General features: G+C 45.4%; 16 protein-coding genes. 4 read left to right on the top strand and 12 right to left on the bottom strand.

Features of this window, described 5'->3' with window-relative positions; all coding sequences use genetic code 11:
* Positions 1-234 precede the first annotated feature (234 nt).
* Positions 235-1,851 carry an FAD-dependent oxidoreductase gene (locus HC026_RS00870; RefSeq protein ID WP_168924077.1) on the bottom strand — a complete coding sequence of 539 codons (1,617 nt, stop codon included), beginning with the start codon at positions 1,849-1,851 and terminating at the stop codon, positions 235-237.
* A 215-nt stretch (positions 1,852-2,066) separates the two neighbouring features.
* Between HC026_RS00870 and HC026_RS00865 the strand changes: the two genes are divergently transcribed.
* A complete protein-coding gene (locus HC026_RS00865; RefSeq protein ID WP_168924076.1) occupies positions 2,067-3,425 on the top strand; it encodes a glutamate--cysteine ligase in 1,359 nt (452 codons plus the stop codon).
* 623 nt (positions 3,426-4,048) lie between these two features.
* Here HC026_RS00865 and HC026_RS00860 read toward each other — a convergent pair.
* Positions 4,049-6,178 carry an AAA family ATPase gene (locus tag HC026_RS00860; protein ID WP_168924075.1) on the bottom strand — a complete coding sequence of 710 codons (2,130 nt, stop codon included), beginning with the start codon at positions 6,176-6,178 and terminating at the stop codon, positions 4,049-4,051.
* A 293-nt stretch (positions 6,179-6,471) separates the two neighbouring features.
* Here HC026_RS00860 and HC026_RS00855 point away from each other — a divergent pair, with 293 nt between their 5' ends.
* Entirely contained in the window at positions 6,472-7,452 is a 981-nt protein-coding gene (locus tag HC026_RS00855; protein ID WP_168924074.1) for an aldo/keto reductase, read from the top strand.
* 372 nt (positions 7,453-7,824) lie between these two features.
* Here HC026_RS00855 and HC026_RS00850 read toward each other — a convergent pair whose 3' ends face one another.
* The 3 genes from HC026_RS00850 to HC026_RS00840 are packed head-to-tail and all read right to left on the bottom strand — an operon-like array spanning position 7,825 to position 9,818.
* The gene (locus HC026_RS00850; RefSeq protein ID WP_211089348.1) at positions 7,825-8,211 is read right to left on the bottom strand and encodes a hypothetical protein; all 387 of its coding nucleotides are present in this window, start codon (positions 8,209-8,211) and stop codon (positions 7,825-7,827) included.
* On the bottom strand, positions 8,204-8,524 hold the full coding sequence (locus HC026_RS00845; protein ID WP_232843547.1) for an acetyl-CoA carboxylase: 321 nt from the start codon (positions 8,522-8,524) through the stop codon (positions 8,204-8,206). The genes HC026_RS00850 and HC026_RS00845 overlap by 8 nt, the downstream gene beginning before the upstream one ends.
* On the bottom strand, positions 8,517-9,818 hold the full coding sequence (locus HC026_RS00840) for a Y-family DNA polymerase (RefSeq protein ID WP_168924105.1): 1,302 nt from the start codon (positions 9,816-9,818) through the stop codon (positions 8,517-8,519). The genes HC026_RS00845 and HC026_RS00840 overlap by 8 nt, the downstream gene beginning before the upstream one ends.
* Positions 9,819-9,970: 152 nt before the next feature.
* Here HC026_RS00840 and HC026_RS00835 point away from each other — a divergent pair, with 152 nt between their 5' ends.
* Positions 9,971-10,486, top strand: a complete 516-nt coding sequence (locus HC026_RS00835; protein ID WP_168924072.1) for a PAS domain-containing protein — start codon at positions 9,971-9,973, stop codon at positions 10,484-10,486.
* A gap of 249 nt (positions 10,487-10,735) precedes the next feature.
* Positions 10,736-11,893, top strand: coding sequence for an ArgE/DapE family deacylase (locus HC026_RS00830; protein WP_168924071.1), 1,158 nt, complete (start codon positions 10,736-10,738; stop codon positions 11,891-11,893).
* Between the two features lie 295 nt (positions 11,894-12,188).
* Here the strand turns inward: HC026_RS00830 and HC026_RS00825 are convergent, their stop codons facing one another.
* The 7 genes from HC026_RS00825 to HC026_RS00795 all read right to left on the bottom strand — a co-directional run bounded on the left by HC026_RS00825 (position 12,189) and on the right by HC026_RS00795 (position 19,456).
* A complete protein-coding gene (locus HC026_RS00825; RefSeq protein WP_168924070.1) occupies positions 12,189-13,181 on the bottom strand; it encodes a D-2-hydroxyacid dehydrogenase in 993 nt (330 codons plus the stop codon).
* 184 nt (positions 13,182-13,365) lie between these two features.
* Positions 13,366-13,923, bottom strand: a complete 558-nt coding sequence (gene epsC, locus HC026_RS00820) for a serine O-acetyltransferase EpsC (RefSeq protein ID WP_168924069.1) — start codon at positions 13,921-13,923, stop codon at positions 13,366-13,368.
* Positions 13,889-15,076, bottom strand: a complete 1,188-nt coding sequence (locus HC026_RS00815) for a trans-sulfuration enzyme family protein (protein WP_168924068.1) — start codon at positions 15,074-15,076, stop codon at positions 13,889-13,891. Before HC026_RS00815 ends, epsC begins: the two co-directional genes overlap by 35 nt.
* Entirely contained in the window at positions 15,073-16,017 is a 945-nt protein-coding gene (locus HC026_RS00810; RefSeq protein WP_168924067.1) for a PLP-dependent cysteine synthase family protein, read from the bottom strand. Before HC026_RS00810 ends, HC026_RS00815 begins: the two co-directional genes overlap by 4 nt.
* A 616-nt stretch (positions 16,018-16,633) precedes the next feature.
* A complete protein-coding gene (locus tag HC026_RS00805; protein WP_232843546.1) occupies positions 16,634-17,050 on the bottom strand; it encodes a GNAT family N-acetyltransferase in 417 nt (138 codons plus the stop codon).
* A 17-nt stretch (positions 17,051-17,067) separates the two neighbouring features.
* Positions 17,068-18,366, bottom strand: coding sequence for an O-acetylhomoserine aminocarboxypropyltransferase/cysteine synthase family protein (locus HC026_RS00800; protein WP_168924066.1), 1,299 nt, complete (start codon positions 18,364-18,366; stop codon positions 17,068-17,070).
* A gap of 1 nt (position 18,367) precedes the next feature.
* Positions 18,368-19,456, bottom strand: a complete 1,089-nt coding sequence (locus HC026_RS00795) for an Ldh family oxidoreductase (RefSeq protein WP_168924065.1) — start codon at positions 19,454-19,456, stop codon at positions 18,368-18,370.
* Positions 19,457-19,464 lie beyond the last annotated feature (8 nt).

Raw genomic sequence — 19,464 nt, 5'->3', positions numbered from 1 at the left:
ACTAAACAGGTTTGTAACATAAGTCTATGCTGACAAGGATTTAGTTAAATTTCTTGACACACACATCCCAGAATTTGCTTTAGTTCATTACTTGCATATTGCCTTAACCTGTTCCACAACTCAGATTCCGGCCATATAACATAAACGAGCACCATCCCGATAAAGACCATCGGAATGGTGCTCGTTTATGTTATATTCTGGAATCTACCGAGTTGTGTCACACCTTCTGTTTTATTAGTCATCTGTTACTATCTTCACGTCATAGCCATTGCCAGCAAGGATTCGACTGGCATTGTAAGGTCCTAGCCCTTTGCGATAAAGGATGTAAACGGTGTGTCCAGTTGGAACTTCATTTAACCGGTCACGAAGTTCGGTCAAGGGAATTGCCAAATCTGAGTCGATTTTACTGCTGACTGGTTTTCCCGCTTCGTGAATATCCAGGAAGGTACCAGCCCATTTTTCCGGCTCAGTTAAGTCACGATACCGCACCGTTTGATTGGCCTGTTGACGCTGATTAATGCCGACATACCCAGCCAGGTTCAGCGGATCCCTTGGTGCTGAGAATGGCGGTGAATACGGCAACTCGATGCTTGGCAAATCGTCGATGGTCAACCCACCTGCGATTGCTGCAGACAGTTCCCCTGCTCGCTTATCCACACCGTTTTCACCAACAAATTGGCCTCCTAGAATTCTGCCAGTATCGGGTTCATACAGCACTTTAATATTCAGTCGTTTGGCATTCGGATAGAAATAAGCGTGATCAAAAGGCGTAATAAACAAACTATCGTAATTCGTGACACCTGCTGCCTGCAAGGTTTGCTCCGAATAACCCACCATACTAGCGGTAAGATTGAACACCTTGGCAACACTAACGCCCACGAAACCCGGGTAGCGTAATGGCTCCCCATTCAATATATCAGCCAGTAAATGTCCCTGACGGTTGGCGGCGCTGGAGAGCATGCTGGCAACGGGCAGTCCAGTGATGCGACTAGTGGTTTCAATCACATCACCGATGGCGTAAATATCAGTGGCTGATGTTGCGAGCTGATCATCCACAATGATGTGCCCATCTGGCGACAACTGTAAGCCGGCATTCCCAGCTAACTCACTGTTGGGTGTGACGCCAACAACGACCAACAGCATATCCGTCGTGAGCACGCTACCATCAGATAAATGAAGCTCATGACCATTTTCTTCAACTAAATCAATCGTTTCACCCAGTCTCACATCGACACCATTATTAACGAGTTCTTCCTGCAAAAAGTCCGTTAGCTCACCATCATAGGGTTGCATTACTCGATCAGCTTGGTCCACTAAGGTAACAGTCATTCCGATTCGACGTAGATTCTCAGACAGTTCTATACCCGCTGCGCCAGCGCCCAGAATGGTAACCCGTTTAGGATTTTCCGACTGGAGATAATTCTTAATGCGATCACCATCGGCCAAGCTGCGTAGCGTGAATACGTTGGTCGCCGTTTCGATTCCCTTGATTGGTGGCAAAACCGGTCTAGCACCAGTTGCCAACACCAATTTGTCGTAGGATTCTTGATACTGTTCATCGGCATCCAGATTAGTTACGTTTATCACGTGTCGTTTGGGATCAATGGCGGTAACTTCGTGATGTACCCGCACATCAATGTTATTTTTCTGTTTCAGCACTGCTGGTGTCCGCTCAATCAGCGAATCGCGATCAGTAATAACGCCACCTAGATAGTACGGCAACGCACAGCTGGCTATGGAGATATACTCCCCACGCTCCAGAATTACAATCTCGTTTTGTTCATTTAACCGCCGAAACCGGGTGGCAAATGATGGTCCGCCTGCGATGCCGCCAATAACGATGACTTTCATATGAATGCCTCCATTCTAATTAAGCGCTTTCATTGCATTTAGCATACCGATTACAGGACTTAACCGCAAGCGATTAGTCCGGCATTGTTACCGCATTTAACAAATTAATTACCGAATTTGCTGTACTACATTATTAGAAAAGTGTACACTAAGGAATAATGTTTTCTCATAGAATGTTAATAATCTAATCAGATACACATAGGGGGTAACTCGTGATGTTTAGCGAGATCGGGCAATTAATTTTTGATAATGAAGCAGTGGCGAAAACACAGGATTTCACCATGGGGCTAGAAATTGAAATGCAGCGAGTTGATGAAACCGGAGAGTTAAGTCAGGAGCCTTATCCGGCTGGTGCTGGCGATGAACGAACTAATCCGTGGATCACCAATGATTTCTTGGAAACCATGTCGGAAGTGGTGACGCCACCTGCCAGCCACGCATTGGATGCGATGCACTACTTATTTAGTTTGAATAACGCATTGCGAACTGCGCTTTCACCAGGTGAACTCTTGTGGCCACTTTCGATGCCACCACGTTTACCCAAGGATAAATCAACTATTCCACTCGCCAAAATGGGACCTGATAAGGAAGCCTATCTGCACGAATGGGTCAAGCGGCACGGTTTTGCAGCTGGAACGCCATGTGGTGCCCACATTAACCTGAGTATCGATGACCACGTTTTTGAATTGGTATATGAACATCTAAAAGACCGTTTTCCCAATCGAGTAGACTTAGAAAACTACCTCTACACTGTGATTGCCCAGGGATTTAATCGTTATCGCTGGTTGATCACCTACCTCTTCGGTGCCAGTCCAATCGCTGAAGCCGGCTATTTTGATAAGAATGAGGGACCCGACCACCCAGTGCGAAGTATCCGCCAAAGTGTCTACGGGTTTGGTACAAAATTCAAAGGTGATTACACCAGTGTACAGCGTTATGTCGACCGGATTGAAAAAGGTGCCAAGGATGGGACATTAATTTCCGACTATGAATTTCACGGTGCTATTCGTCTGAAGGGTAACTCTAACTTAAAGGACTTACCAAAAACTGGCGTCAAGTATCTGGAACTGAGAATGCTAGACTTGGATCCCAGCAGTTCAGTGGGCGTTCGAACTGGAACGTTACGTTTTCTAAGATTAATGGCCAGCTATTTCATCATGACGCCGGCATTACACCCGGAAGAAGTCGAAAAGGTCATTAAGCGAGCCGACGAAATGAACGAAATCGTTTCGGAAGAGGAACCTACTTCAGTCACTAAGTTCCAGGCTAAGGCCAAGGCTCTCATGCGCCGGCTGGAAATGTACGCCAACCAAATCCAGCTGGGGCCAGAATATCAAGAAGAACTAGAAGATCTCGAAGACCGGATTGAGAACCCTTATACCACACCGAGCGCGCGGTTAATGACCCACGTTAAAAACGATTCTCTAGAGGACTACGCACTAACCCGGGCCAAGCGGTATCAGAATTCAGCACTGGAGACTATCCGACCATTTAAAGGATTTGATCAAAAACAAAAACTCACGGCTGAAGAATTGAAGAGCCAACTATTCAAGGGTAGTTGGGACCCGCAATGAGTTAAAAGGACGTTCACTTATCATTTCTGCTCGTTTTTCACTACATTTGTATCACTTTGTACCGATTTCCCCTATTATCTAGGCGTTTTTAGCCCAAAATGGTAAGCTTAAATCACCAAATAATATCCATTGAGGTGCATTATGTTCAAAAAGATCAAAGATAAGCTTTATATCTTGCCAATCTTTATGCCAATTATCTTGTTCGACGTGTACGAATTGTGCTGCTTTCTCATTCCCATGACGCATCGTGTATTGCGATCAATACTAATAATGCTGGGTGCAATAGCGTTGTTCTGGCAATATCGTGATTACTACAGATTTTAGCTATCTAGAGCAAATTCAGCAATAATGTCGAGGTCTTTTGACAGCTCTACTAGATATTCAGTGTCTCTACGATCTAGTCGTCGATAATCAGTGCTTGTAAATGGCATTTTACTTTCAAATCCGCCATCAATTTCTGGCGTGTAGGCATTGCAAACACGTCCTCATCAATCTCGTGATACATTGAATCAAATACTTGTGCTAACTTCAATCTTTACTTCAGGGCAGAATTCAAAACAGCACAAAAAAGGACGCTCACTTATCATTTCTGGTAAGTGAGCGCCCTTTTTTGACGGCTATAATTATGCAGTAACCGCCGATTTTTCACTGATTTTAATCGTACCATCTACCAAATCAGCTTGTAGGTGTTTGACATCCAAGTGATCCAAGTAGAAATCAGTGACCTTATCTCTGATCTGTTGTTCAATAACCCGACGAAGTGGACGTGCGCCCATTGCTTCATCATAGCCTTCCTGCATCAACCAGTTCTTAGCATCGTCAGATACGGTCAACGTGATGCCCTTCTTGGCCAACGTTTTATTAACATCGATCAATAACAGGTCAACAATTTGACTCAAATCTTCCTTAGTCAGATGACTGAATTCAACGATTCCGTTAAACCGGTTCAGAAATTCTGGCCTGAAGTATGGTGCTAGACGTTCGGATAAACTGATGTCTTTATCCTTGTCGCCAGTCAAAGCTTCATTACCGAAGCCGGCGTTTGAAGTGGCAATGATAATCGTGTTCTTGAAGTTAACCACGTTACCTTGACCATCCGTCAAACGACCGTCATCCATAACTTGCAATAACAGGGTCAATACTTGTGGATCCGCCTTTTCAATTTCATCCAAAAGGACAATTGAGTAAGGGTTACGACGAACTTGTTCCGTTAACGTATTACCGTTATCTTCGTAGCCAACGTAGCCGGCGCTCGTCCCGATTAATTTAGAAACCGCGGTTCGGTCGCTGTATTCACTCATGTCCAAACGGATAATGGCATCCTTGTTGCCAAACATGTCGAGCGCTAATTGCTTAGCCAATTCCGTTTTACCAACACCGGTAGGGCCGACGAACAGGAAACTGCCAATTGGCCGATTACCTTCGTCAAAACCAGCACGGTTCCGACGAATGGCACGAGCCACCATGTCAACAGCTTCGTCTTGGCCAATGACCTTAGACTTCAACCGATCAGCAATCCCCTTCAAACGCTGGATATCGTTGGTACCCATCTTGGCAACCGGAATACCCGTCAGCCGCTGAACGGATTCAGCCACGTCGTTTGGTGTTGCAACCACGTTACTTTCAGTGGTGTCGTCAGCGTTCTTAATCTGTGCTTCCAACTTTTTAACGCGTTCCTTGGCTTTAGCGGCTTTTTCGTAATCTTCAGCTTTAGCCGCTTCATCCTTGGTCTTTTTAGCAGCCTTAAGTTGTTCCTTCAGGCTTGCTTCATCAGAACCAGCGTTGCCAGCTGCCAAATGAGCTGCAGTCATATCGATCAAGTCAATCGCTTTATCTGGTAATGTCCGTTGCGGCATGTATTGAACTGAGTAGTCCACTGCAGCCTTCAAAACATCGTCAGGCAAACTGACGTGATGGTGCTTCTCGTAGAGACCTTTGATTCCTTTAAGAATTGCCAAAGTGGTTTCTGGAGATGGTTCGTTTATGGTTACATCATTGAACCGACGAGCTAACGCCGTGTCCTTTAAAATGGTGTTCCGGTATTCATCCTGAGTTGTGGCACCAATTACGGTGATGTCACCACGGGAAAGCGCTGGCTTAATAATGTCAGCTAATCCTTTACCACCATTCTCTTCGCCACCGGTAGAACCGATGCCTAAGATCTGGTGGATTTCGTCGAAGAACAGGATGACATTACCGGCAGCCTTAACTTCTTTAACCAGGTTTTTAATATTGTCTTCAAATGAACCACGCAACTGTGTGCCGGCTTCTAGTGAAGACAAGTCGATGGAATAGATTTCCTTGCCCTGAACTGCTTCAGGGACCTTGCCGTCAACAATTGCTTGAGCCAAACCTTCCACAACCGCCGTCTTGCCAACACCAGCATCACCAACGAGGATTGGGTTGTTCTTGATTCGTCGACTTAAAATTTCAGCGGTTTCTTGAATTTCCTTATCCCGGCCAATAACCGGATCCAGCAAGCCATCACGAGCTTCCTGGGTAAGATTACGACCTAATTTTTCCAAAATACCGCCCTTTTTAACGGCGTGGTCGCCAGCATCGTTCACTTCGATTTCGTGTTCGCGGTCTGGTAACTTCCCCGTTGCACGGTATTGTGCAAATTCATCCGGTGTTAACTCATGCCCGTTAACTTCGTAGCGAGCGGTTTCACCGTTACCCATTTGCCTAAATAGATTGTTAAACATGTCATCCATGTTGTTATTAAAGAATGGATCGTTAAATTGATTTGCCATATTACATGCACCCCCATGTGATTTGACGCCCAAGCACAACGCAAAGGCACCGTCTGGTCGACGGTGCCTCGCTGATTGCTATTAAGTTGGTTAGTCTAGTCAGTCGAGACAGATATTAGTTCTATATTAAACACAAGTCTAATATAGTTCTTATATCCCCGTCAACGATTATATAATAGCACCTTTTTAGCACTCTTGCAAGTAGAGTGCTAATATTATTTTTATTTATTTTACAGGGTTGAACCGGTTATAATAAGGACGTATGTTAAAACGCTTACAAGGAGGATTCAAAAATGTCAAAAACAGTTAAAATTGGTAAATCAGAAGTGACCTCAACCCCACTAGGTCTTGGAACCAATGCAGTTGGCGGCTATAACCTCTTCCCTAATTTAAATGATGACGATGGGTTAAACATTGTTAAAACCGGCATTGAAAACGGCATTACTTTATTGGATACAGCCTACGTTTACGGCCTTGGCCACTCAGAGGAACTGGTGGGTCAGGCAATCAAGGATTTTGACCGTCATCAGTTGGTGATTGCGACCAAGGGTGCCCACGATTTTTCATCAGGTGAACAAGTCATCCGTAATGACCCGAAGTTCATTACGCAACAAGTTGATAATAGTCTCAGGCGATTAGGAACCGACTACATCGATATTTACTACCTACACTTTCCCGACCACGACACCCCTAAAGCTGAAGCGGTGGGTGCACTCCAACGATTACGAGAACAAGGTAAAATTCGGGCGATTGGTGTTTCCAACTTCAGTCTGGATCAGATAAAAGAAGCTAACGCCGACGGTTACGTTGACGTAGTGGAAGACGAGTTTAGTCTGCTACACCAGGATCACGGTGCGGACATGCTGCCCTATCTAAAAGAAAACAATATCAGCTTCGTGCCTTACTTCCCATTGGCAAGTGGTTTATTGACTGGAAAATACCAGCGAGACACGAGCTTCCCAGACGATGATATCCGTAGTCAAATTGCGGACTTCCAAGAACCACGTTACGGCAATATCCTCACAGCTGTAGATGCTATTCGCCCGATTGCGGAGGCCCACGAAGCGACGGTGACACAAACTGTTTTGGCCTGGTACATCAAGAATCCACTCATTAGCGTCGTAATTCCGGGTGCTAAAAAACCGGAACAGGTGGCGGCGAATGTGAAAGCCTTGGACGTTGAATTAAGTGACGAAGAGTTTAAGCGGATTGATGATGCTTTTACTGCATTTAAGCAGATGAAGAGTGGTAAGTCGTTGAGGGATCCGGAATAGAGTGTGTAAGCAGGCGGTTAAGGAGCGTCATGTAAGGTGATGTTGGTAAAAATCCTGGGTTTGGATTTATGCCAATATCACCTTACACATAGCTCCTTGCCTGCTGAAACACGTTTGAGTGTGTAGGTAAGCGGTTAGATAGCGGAGTGTAAGACAACCCCACCATAAGTCCATGGGCTTAGGATTTGTGGTGGGGCTGTTTTACATGCAGCTGTCTGCTTGCTGAAGCACGTTTCGGCAATGTGCCCTAAATGAGGCAAACTTCATTACTCGCCCAAACGCGTTCCAGCAGGCAGAGACTTATGTGTAAAGGGCTTCCGGTAAAAATCCAAGTTCGGGATTTCTACCGGAAGCCCTTTTCACGCCAGTCTCTTAGCGCCTGCTTCCACGCTCTACATTTCTCATCTCCCCCATCGCCACTCCACGTTGGCCTTCAAGGTAAACCATCTCATCATCATAACCAATGACTTTACCAACTATGTCAGGCAAACATTCACCATTCAAATCCCGTTCATTTAACTGGATACTAACAGTTTTACCTTTAGCATAAGCTTCGCTCAGGAATTGAGCCATCTCTTCCAATGATTGCTGTGTCCTCGCTGGATATTTTTTAGCTTCTTGCTTAGCCTGTTTTTTCAATGCGGCTGTATGGTCAGATAAATAATACCCCTGCCATTTAACCACACCACGGTCTCTGTAATCGTGATCGAAAAAACGTTGGACTAGCTGGTCATCATTGATTTGCCGTAATTTACTCAACGTTCAATCGCCTACTTTGAATTAAGCGCTGGTTAGATGGCCAACGCTGACCTGTGAAACCAACATATTCAATACTCAATTTAGTATGTTCCCTTAGGCCCTTAACTACCTGCTCCAAATAAGTTAAGCGGTACTGACGAATACTGTGCAAGGGCTGGGACTTTAGCCGTTGACCACGATGTTGATAGTTCAGAAAAAAATTATACGTTTTATCATACGGATCATCCGTAATCTGGACTTGATACCGTACTTGCGGTAATCGTTTAAAACCGGCATCCAATCGTTCCGTTATTAATTTTAAATCATCATTCATAAGCGTTTCCTCCATTATGTCCACCAACTAATGATGCACGTTCAATCGCCGTGCCGCCCTTTTGCAAACTGCTGGCATACACTAACCTAGTGAAGCCAAACCGGTCACGAATGGCGTCAACCACGTGATCCGTTTTGGCGCGCTTAATTTGCGCTTGGGCTGGTTCAAAGAAATTCAGTTGTAAGCCCGTTGAAGCGCACAACCGTGAAGTGTATACCGCAACATTACGCACCGTTTGGCCGTCCCAATTATTTCTAAACAGTCTAATTAATGCTGCAACAATCTCGCCGTTTTGATCCGTGGGTGCGATTCGCATCTCTTGATGAAAACCACCACGGCCGTCTGCCTCACTGGCCGCGTAAGAAAAGCCAATGCCAAGTGACACACAGCCAGCTTGTTTGTGATGGTGGCGCAACCGTGAAGCTACTTGTTCACCCACTTCTTTGATGACAGTTTCAATCTCTTTTTGCTTGACGTAGTCCCTCGGCAATACCTGTGAATTTCCTAAACTGGCATTCTTGGGACCGCGACGCTTATTTAATTGTGACCGGTCAATTCCCCACGCCATGGCGTATAGTTGTTGACCCATCAAACCCATCTCACCTTTCAATTCATAGGGATCCACGTGAGCTAACTCGTACATGTTATGAATACCTAATCGATTAAGATGATCTGCGGTCCGGTGCGCAATCCCCCAAACGTCGGTTAAATGATTCACCGGCCAAATTTTCTCTGGTACCGTCGAATAATGGATTTCACCAATCAAATCCGTATCGTGTTTCGCGTAAAGATCCAATGCTAACTTAGCTTGGACCGGGTTATCACCAATCCCAACCGTTGTGTATAAACCAAGTTCCCGACGAACGGTTTTCTGAATTCGAACCGCCACATCCCGGGGCGATTTCCCAAACAACTGCCAAGAATGAGTCAAATCCAAAATCGATTCATCAATGGAATATGGCATTAAATCTTCGTTAGCAACAAAGCGTCGAAAAATATCGTTGATCTGTAAATTTCGTTTGATATACAAATTCATCCGTGGCGGGACGACCGCCAGTTGCGGGTCCTGAGGTACTTCCCGAGCACGAGAAACGTTGGCCTGCAAATGATAGCGTTTCTTGGCTTCCGGTGATGTTGCCAAAACCAGACCACCATTCGTATTACTGGCTTCACTCATTACCACCAGACTGATCTTTAATGGATTCCACCCACGTGCCACGGCTTCGACGCTAGCGTAAAACGACTTGTTATCGATTAAAAAGAAGACCCCATGAGGTTCATTTTGGTAATTCATCATGCTCACCTCGAACATACGTTTGTAACTATTATACAAACGTATGTTCTGATTTAGCAAGTATTATTTACGTCTTTTTTCCGTTATTTTCCTGAAGTAACCTGTGAATGTACTATAATAGGGGTATTAAGTGAATATTGGAGGATGATTTTATGTCAGATGAGCCATTTATGAAGGATGCCAACGTTACTTTTCCCAGTGGAACATTGACGCTGACCGAACTTCAGCAGATTTTCAAAACGATTCCGTTTGAATTGGACTTAGTTGATGCCGACGACCGGTTTGGCTGGTATTCGGATCAACCGAATCGCAATCACGTTCGCTCTCAAGATCAAATCGGCAAAACGCTGGCGGAAATTCATCCGGCAAAAATTCTCCCTGCCATCAAGGGCCTGATTGCCAGCTTCAAGGCTGGTGAAAAGGAGTCGATGAGTATTCCAAGTACCCAGAACGGTCACAAAATCATGACCACTTACTATGCCTTACGTGATAACGAAGGCGCCTATCTGGGGTGTTTAGAGTGCACAGCTAACGTTGATCAAATTATCGCCATGTTTGAAAACGGTGCGTTCGACGCAATTTCAGGTGCATCATCTAAACCTGATAAAGCCGGCAAGCCGAAGATGCCCGAAAACATGGATGCAACTACCGGGGCTTCACAAAAGTAACTAACTACGATAACGGTGCTACTCAAAATTGATGAGGAGCACCGTTTTAAATTTACTGCCGTTATATAAAATTTTAGAAATCGGCGTATTTGTCAGCCGTTAACTTGCACTGCTAAAATTAATTTAATGGCGGTATAATCGCATTTTAAAGGGACTTCACACACCACTGTACAAGTCCGTAATGGGACAAGCGCAGCAAAAAAGTTTATAATAAAAGTATAAGTCTGAAAAATGAAAGTGGAGGTCACCATGGATAAACAAAATAAAATTGACATCCTAACGCACTTGGTGCAAATTGATTCGGCTAACGACCATGAAAAAGAGGTCGCGGATTACTTAGAAAAGTTACTCACGGATCACGGCATCACAGTCAAACAAGTTGAAACGTCTCCTGGACGCAACAACTTGATTGCTGAACTTGGCGAACCAGATGCAACACCCGTCTTCGCCTTTGCTGGCCACATGGATACTGTCAGTTTCGGTAACTTAGATGACTGGGCTCATGAACCCTTGTCAGCTGAGATCCACGGTGACCGTCTATACGGTCGCGGCAGTGCTGACATGAAGGGCAGTTTGGCTGCTATGGTCATTGCCATGATTGAACTAGCTGATGATAAAACTAAAATTCCTGGCCGTATCCGTTTATTAGCATCCGTTGGCGAGGAATATGGTGCACAGGGTTCCAAACAACTCACTGAACAAGGTGAAGTTGATGACGTTAATGCCATGATTATTGGCGAACCTACCAGTGGTGACGTGGTGTATGCTCACAATGGTTCACTGAATTACACCGTGACCTCTGAAGGTACGCCAGTCCACAGTTCCATTCCAGAACAGGGCGTCAACGCCTTGACTAACCTGGTTAAATTTGTGAACGCGGAAGCAGATCTTTTTGCTGACGTTAAGCCCAGCGAAGAAGTTGGTCCACTGGTTCACAGCATCACCGTTTTCCATAGTGGCGATCAAGTGAACACGATTCCTGGTCACGCTGAATTACAAGGTAACATCCGCGCCACACCAGAATTTGGTAACGGCGCTGTGATCAAGCGTCTGAACATGATTACTCGCGGATTGAGCTCAGCACCAGACACCGACCTCGCCTTCAACGTGGACATGTCCTTTGATCCAATGGTCACCGATAAGGAAGATCCACTGGTTCAACTGGCGCAGTCCGAATCAAGCAAGGCGCTCAACCGTGACGTTGAACTTAAAGTAATCCACGGTGCCACCGATGCATCAGAATATCGCAAGGCTGAAAACCAATTTCCAATCATCGTTCTCGGTGCTGGCGACTGGGAAAACTCCCATAAGATGAACGAATACGTTGAACTAAGTCAATTCTTAGTCATGAATGATGTTTATAAGCAAGTTGCTTTGAAGAGTTTGAAGGAATTGGGTAAGAAATAGTTATTTGGGATTGGCGTGTGAATTAGCGTGTGGCTCTTACGTAGCCTAAACGCGTTCCAGCAGGCAGGAACTTATGTGTAAGACACTTCTGGTAAAAATTCAAAGTTCAAAATTTCCACCAAAAGTATCTTACACTACAGTCCCTTAACGCCTGCTTCCACGCTCTACATCTATTAAACGCGTTCCACAACTGTGATTCCGGCCATATGAGTCAAAAAATACGAGGTTCCCAAAATCAGGGAACCTCGTATTTTTTAACTTATATTCTGGAATCAACCCCGTTGTTCCACGCTCTCTAAAATTCATGCTCACTCACCCCACCACTAATAATCGCTAAGGTATCATCCAGCGACTGCATCACCATGTTCTTCACCGCGTGATCAGTAAAGAATGCCACGTGGGGCGTTAACAAAACATTGGTCATTTGCTTGAGCTGATTATAATGATCAACCGGTGTTGAACCGTCGAACTTTTGGTTGAAAATCTTGGTTTCATCCTCAACCACGTCCAGTGCTGCTCCCGCAATTTGCTGATTATTCAACGCACTGATCAACGCCTGTGTGTCCACCACTGGACCGCGGGAATCGTTGATGAAGTATGCGGTTGGTTTCATTTGCGCAAAAGCTTTGTCGTTAATCAGATGGAAGTTATCATCGCCACCCCAGACGTGTACGGAAATAATGTCAGCACGTTTATACAGTTCTTCCTTGCTGACGTAGGTCATAATGCCGCGCAAATCTTCGCGGGGTGCCCGTAAATCGTTGCCGATCACGGTTGCGCCAAGAGCATGGAAAATCCGTGCTAACTTACCGCCGATCCGACCAACACCGATAATCCCCACCGTTAATTCGGTGAGTTCACGAGACCGTAAGCCGAGCACAACATAGTTACTGTCACTAAGACGGTCATTGAACTGTGGGATATGACGGGTCAACTGCATCGCTTGAGTCAAGGCCATTTCAGCAACGGCTTCTGGTGAGTATGATGGCACATTAGTGACCCGCAGATGATTGTCTTTGGCCCACTTCAAGTTCACAGTGTCGATACCGGCTGACCGAGCTGACAGCTGAATGATGCCATAGCTAGCTAATTTTTTATAAAAATCGGGGTCCTGCGTGACAATGGTTCGTTGTTTAAAATCAACACCATCGTAGCCCTTAGCCATCTCAACCGTATCATCATGCAGTTCTTTATCGGTACTATCAACTTGTACACCATGCTCCTGCGACCATTGATCGATAAATGGCTGTTCGTCAATCCGCACGTTGTAAGCTAAAATCTTTGTCATTATATGTCAGTCTCCTACCCAAAATTTAATCAAAGAAATCCCTTCCAGTTCACATATCGAACAGCAAGGGATCCTCACTCTCCCAGTTGATTCCTAATAATTGATTACTTTCAATTATTAAACAGTATCTGAGGAGTGTCAATGTTAAGATTAGAAAACTATGGGGGTTTAATGATAGATTTAGTCAGGCGTTTGCTCGTTCATGAGCAGATTTTAGTGAGATAGGCATCAGTTTAATATTTTTACGCATCAACCGCGCCGGATTCCCCACCGCGGTCCAGTGGGCAGGCACATCCTTCAAGACAACCGCGCCAGCCCCAATCTTAGCTTGTTCGCCAACAACGATTGGTCCTAACAACAAAGCGTTGGCACCGATGAACGCACCCCGCTTGACGATTGGGTGACGACGACCATTCTCAACACTGTTTCGGGCACCCAGCGTCACCCCATGTAAAATGGTCACGTCATCTTCCACAATTGCAGTGGCACCAATGACAACACCGGTGCCGTGGTCGATGAAGACTCGCTTACCGATTTGAGCAGCTGGGTCGATGGTAATCCCAGTAATCTTTGCAGCGTGCTGACTCAAGCTACTTGCCAAAACATAGTGTCGCCGTTTATCCAAGAAATGAGCAATCCGATGCCAAAACAATGCTCTAACCCCCGGATAAGTCAGTACAACTTGTAGCAAGTTATGTGCCGCTGGATCACGCTTCAGGATGGCTCGCGGTGTTTGCAGCATACTTCTCGCTCCCTTGTAAGGCTTTGAAGCCGCGGTCTAGATCGGCCAACAGATCCTGTTCATCCTCAACTCCAATTGAAAGGCGAATCAATTCGTCCTTGATGCCATTCTTAAGCCGAATTTCCCGTGGAATTGCGCCGTGGGTCATCAGTGCTGGAATCTCGATCAACGATTCTAGTGCACCCAGGCTTTCAGCCAACGTGACAATTTTAAGGTTTTCCACGAACTTCTTCGGATCTAGTCCTGGTTGTAATTCAAAGGAAATCATAGCACCAAAACCATGATGCATCTGCTTTTTAGCAATTTCATAATCAGGATTCTCTGGATCACCCGGATAGTAGATTTTTGCCACTGCTGGCTGGTCAGAAAGATAATTAAAAACGGCTTGCGCATTCGCCAAATGAGCCCGCATTCGCAGTGCTAAGGTTTTCATCCCCCGTTGCAATAACCAGCTTTCCTGTGGTGCTAGGATGCCACCAATGGCATTTTGCAGATAGCCGATTTTTTCACCCAACTGGTCATCTTTGGTGACAATTACGCCGGCAATCACATCGGAATGCCCGCCCAGATACTTCGAAGCTGAATGGAGAACAATGTCTACGCCCAGCTCCAACGGCCGCTGTACGTATGGTGAACTAAACGTGTTATCAATAATGCTCAGTAAGTCGTGTTTGTGAGCCAGATCAGCAACTGCTTGAATATCTGTCACCCGTAGCAAGGGATTCGTTGGTGTTTCTAGATAAATGGCCTTGGTCGTAGGCTTGATAGCTGCTTCAACGGCAGCCAGATCACGTGTGTCGACCACGCTAAAGGTCATGCCAAACCGCTTTAGTACGGTGTCAATCAGGCGGAAAGTTCCACCATAAACATCGTTACCAACGATAAAATCATCACCAGCGCTGAACATTGAAAACACGGTGTCAATAGCTGCTGAGCCAGAAGCAAAGGCAAAACCTTGAGTGCCGCCTTCGAGATCCGCAATCAGTGACTCCACTGCTTCACGAGTGGGGTTGCCAGAACGGGAGTATTCGTACTTAGATTCGCCGATTTTAGTTTGATGGAAGGTTGATGCCATGTAAATGGGAATGGAAGTTGCACCCGTGTATGGATCTTCACTGATGCCGCCGTGTAATAGTTTCGTTTCAAAGTTCATTTTAAAGTCTCCTCTACTTTGCCTGATGTTGTGTTGCCATAAATGTCTTCACTCATATATCGTTCTGAACTGTCTGGGAATACCGTAACGATGGTGCTGTTTTCGGGTAACCGCTCAGCTACCTTTAAGCTCGCCGCCAACGCTGCACCTGATGAACTGCCGATAAATAGCCCCTGTTCCGCTGCCATCTGCCGCACATACTTAAAGGCATCCGCATCCGAAATCGTCAACGTCTGGTCAATTTGGACATCCTTGAAAAACGGTGGGATGAATTCAACGCCAATCCCCTCCGTCTTGTGGGGATGCTCTGGCCCACCATTTAAAATGGATCCCTCTGGTTCAACCACGATTGATTGAGTGTTGGGATTCTGTTCCTTCAGGTACTTAGCGATTCCAGCAAAGGTGCCGCCAGAACCCGCGCCGGCCACAAAGGCGTCAATAGGTTGACTGAGATCGGCAATCAGTTCCGGTGCTAAGGTGTGATAATAGGCCGCCGGATTAGCCGGATTCTCAAACTGCATGGGCACATAACTATTTGGAGTTTGGGCGGCAATTTCTCGGGCTTTTTGGATGGCGCCTTTAATCCCATCCTCAGCCGGTGTATTGATGAGTTGTGCGCCTAGAGCCTTCATCAGCGTTTGCTTTTCATAACTGAATTTCTCGGGCACAACCAGAATCGTTGGTAAATGATGTTCCTGGGTTGCCAGCGCAACCCCGATACCGGTATTGCCTGCTGTCGGTTCAATAATTGTGGTGGTGACGGTGATTTTACCTTTATCGATACCGTCTTGAATCATGTACTGACCCAGCCGATCTTTGATGCTGCCGCCGGGATTAAACATTTCTAACTTCGCGTAAATGTGCGAATGGTTGGGAATGCTGATTTGTAAATCGATTAACGGGGTGTTGCCGATGAGTTCTTGGATTGATTTGATTAGCATTTTGGGGATCCCTTTCCTTTGATTGAGTTGTACTTTCTTGGGTAGGGATAATTGTTGTTTTTGGGGCAGTTTAGAAGCTTTTTCGGGTCTCCGTGCCTTAACACGTTCCACAAAACTGATAGCTATGTGGTTCTGTATGGCCTCCGTGCCCTAACGTGCTCAGAAAAACTGATAGCTATGTGTAAGGGACCATCGGGATAAATCCAAGACCGGGATTTTTCCCGATGGTCCCTTACAGGCCGCTATCAAAGCGTTTTTCTTCACACTCACCCACAAAAAAAGCGCCTATTCCTCTTTCAGAATTGGCGCGCTCCTCGACTCCGTTCCACCTGGAACAGAGACTTTTAGGTTAAATCAACAATTACCCTTTAAAAGTCAATGCTTAACAGGCCAAACATCGCAGAACACGCGACGTTTGACAACAACTATTTTGCATTTGAGCTTTAACTAAATGGGCAGTCATTGTTGATCCTCCTTCGATTTGTAACTTGTGATTAATATAACTGTTTAAGATGAGGATGTCAAACGTTTTTGTGAGAAAACGATTAGTAAATCTACTTTGCTGATGACATGTTCATCTTTGGCTTTTGCGTACTGAAATTGCCCTTCATTACAACTATATATCTTTATCTAAATACGTAATATCACTTCGTTCACTGAAGCCAAGGTGTTCCCAGAATGCCTTTCCCGCAGGATTATCGTTGGTTGTAAATAGCCCAACTTTCTGAACGCCTTGCTCTTTGAAGCCCTTTAATACCGACTGGATCAATTGACTACCAATATGCTGGCCACGATAGTGCTCGTCAATGGCTGTATGGTAAAAATAACCCTTTCTGCCATCCGTACCACCCAGCAGTGTTCCCACAATCTGCTGTTGATCTTCCGCAACATAACACAGCGTGGGGTTACGGTCGATAATTTTCTTGATTCCCTCAAAGCTATTATCCAAAGAATTTAAGTTCATCCCAGGAGTTCTTGACCACAACTGATACGCAGACTCATAATCTTCGGGGACCATTAACCGAATTTTCAAGTGTCGCCACCTCTTTCTCACTTATTAAACGCTTTGGTAATTGCCTGATCTAAATCAGCAATTAAATCAGCTGCATCCTCCAAACCAATGGACAACCTGATGACTTGATTATTCAGCGCATGCTTAGCGCGAATTGCACTTGGAATCTCTCGGTGAGTCGTCCGAGTAGGGTTTACGATCAGCGATTTGGCATCCCCCACATTGGGCAGATAGCTAAACAGCTCAACATTATCCAAAATGTTTGCGACTTCCTTTTCACTCCCAGACGCCTCAAAGGCCAAGATTGCCCCAATCCCCTTTGGAAAATACTTGGGTAGCAAAGAATTGTTCGGTTCAATACTAGAGTAATAGACCCGTTTGACATGGGGATTAGCTGCCAAGTATTTAGCCACTGCGGTCGCATTTGCCACTTCTTTCTCCAACCGTTCTGAAATAGTCTCCAGTCCCAGTAGAACTAAATAAGCTTCAAATGGTCCCAACAATCCGCCAAACAAGCGAACATATTTCGTTTGAATGCGAGCTGCGAAGGCCCCTTTGCCAAACTTATCAACGAAGCTAACCTGCTTACCGCTTTCTTCATCCCCTAAGGTAAACTCAGGCTCTGTAAATTGTGGAAACTTCCCGTTGGCCCAATCAAACTGGCCATGATCAACAACCAGTCCAGAAATAACATTCCCGTGACCATTGATCCCTTTGGTTGATGAATAAACGTCGATATCTGCACCGAATTTGAAAGGCTGCAATAGATATGGGGTTGGAAATGTGTTGTCAACGATTAACGGGATGCCATTTTCATGAGCAATCTTGGCCAATGCCTCAATATCTGTGATTTCCGTGCTGGGATTAGCAACACTTTCGACATAAATTGCTTTAGTATCCGGATGAAGTCGTTTTTTAACTTCATCCAAATCATTGACGTCATCATAAAAATCAAACTGGATCCCAAATTTAGGAAATAGCGTACGAAACTCATCTAAGCTGGCACCGTAAATATTAGTTGGGGCCAAGATTCTGCCACCACCCTCAGCAACGTTTAAAATTGTGTATGTAATAGCTGCCATCCCTGACCCAACTGCTACTGCGTCAACGCCACCTTCCAGAGCAGCAATGCGCTTCTCTAACACTGCGGTAGTGGGATTTCCGTTACGAGTGTAACTATAACCAGATACTGTGCCACCTAAAATTCCATTTGCTCGAGCGGCATCACCAAAACCAAAGGCTGCCGATTCATAAATTGGTACGGAAGACGCATATTGGTGGTCAGCCGGATCATAACCAGCATGTAACCGCTCCGTATCAAACTTTTGATTACTCAATTTAGTCCACCTCTCTACCAAAAACTGGGCTACTATCAACACCCAATTCTGTGGCAATCTTGTTCAATTCCCTGATAGTTGCTGGCTCTAAAGTAATCCCGTCAACTTGATTTTGTTGATAAGTTTGCCATTCTCGATCCCCAGCAATTCGAACGCCAGTCAAACCCAGTCCGGGTAATTCGCGCAAACGCGTTAAGAGCAACGTTACCCGACTTTTAAATGCCGTTGCATCACCAAAGAAGCTCGGATTCAAAGCAATAAAAAAATGACTGATTCCACATTGCTTACCGCCTAAATCGGCGGACAACGGGCCATTCGCTAAGACCGAGGTTAATAGTTCCACAACCAGTGCTAGACCAAACCCTTTATAGCCAGCATCCGTTTCGCCTAACCCCCCGACTGGCAATACGCCACCAAAACGATGGGGTTGGCGCATATTATTTAACAGCCGATTAGAATCTTGGGTCACATTACCGGTTTCATCCAAGGCCCAGACACCAGGCACTTGCAAGTTCTGTTTCGCCAATATTTCAAACTTTCCTAGGGACACGGTGGACATCGCGCCATCAAAGACAAAATCCTGCGGGTCAGCCGGTACTGCCACAGCAATTGGGTTACTTCCCAAGAATGCATCTCGGGCGCCAGTTGGTACCGTTAATGGGTTGGTATTTGTCATTGAAATTCCGATCAATCCAGCTTGACTTGCCAAACGAGCGTAGTACCCAGCTGCACCAAAATGATTGGAATGTCTAACGCTTACGATACCGACACCCAGTTGTTGCGCCTTTTCAATGGCACGTTGCATCGCTTCAGTAGCAACTTTTTGACCAATTCCATATTGCCCATCAATCACTGTAACCGCACCACTGTCCTTAACAATCGATGCGTGTTGATCAACATCAATTTCACCAGCTCGTAATTTTCTGACGTACATGCTTACTCGCTGAATACCATGTGAACGAATACCACGTAAGTCCGCATCAATCAGGTTATCAGCCCATTGTTGGCTATCTTCAGGTGATACTTGTAAGCGTTGAAAAATCTGACTCGTTAAATTTTTTAAAGCTGTTGTTTCATAATGAATTGCCAAGTAATCAC

Origin of the sequence: Secundilactobacillus angelensis (assembly GCF_012641075.1) — a bacterium.
GTDB classification, from domain to species: Bacteria; Bacillota; Bacilli; order Lactobacillales; family Lactobacillaceae; genus Secundilactobacillus; species Secundilactobacillus angelensis.
The sequence above is the reverse complement of the archived record's forward strand: the minus strand, read 5'-3'. Positions and strand labels throughout refer to the sequence as shown.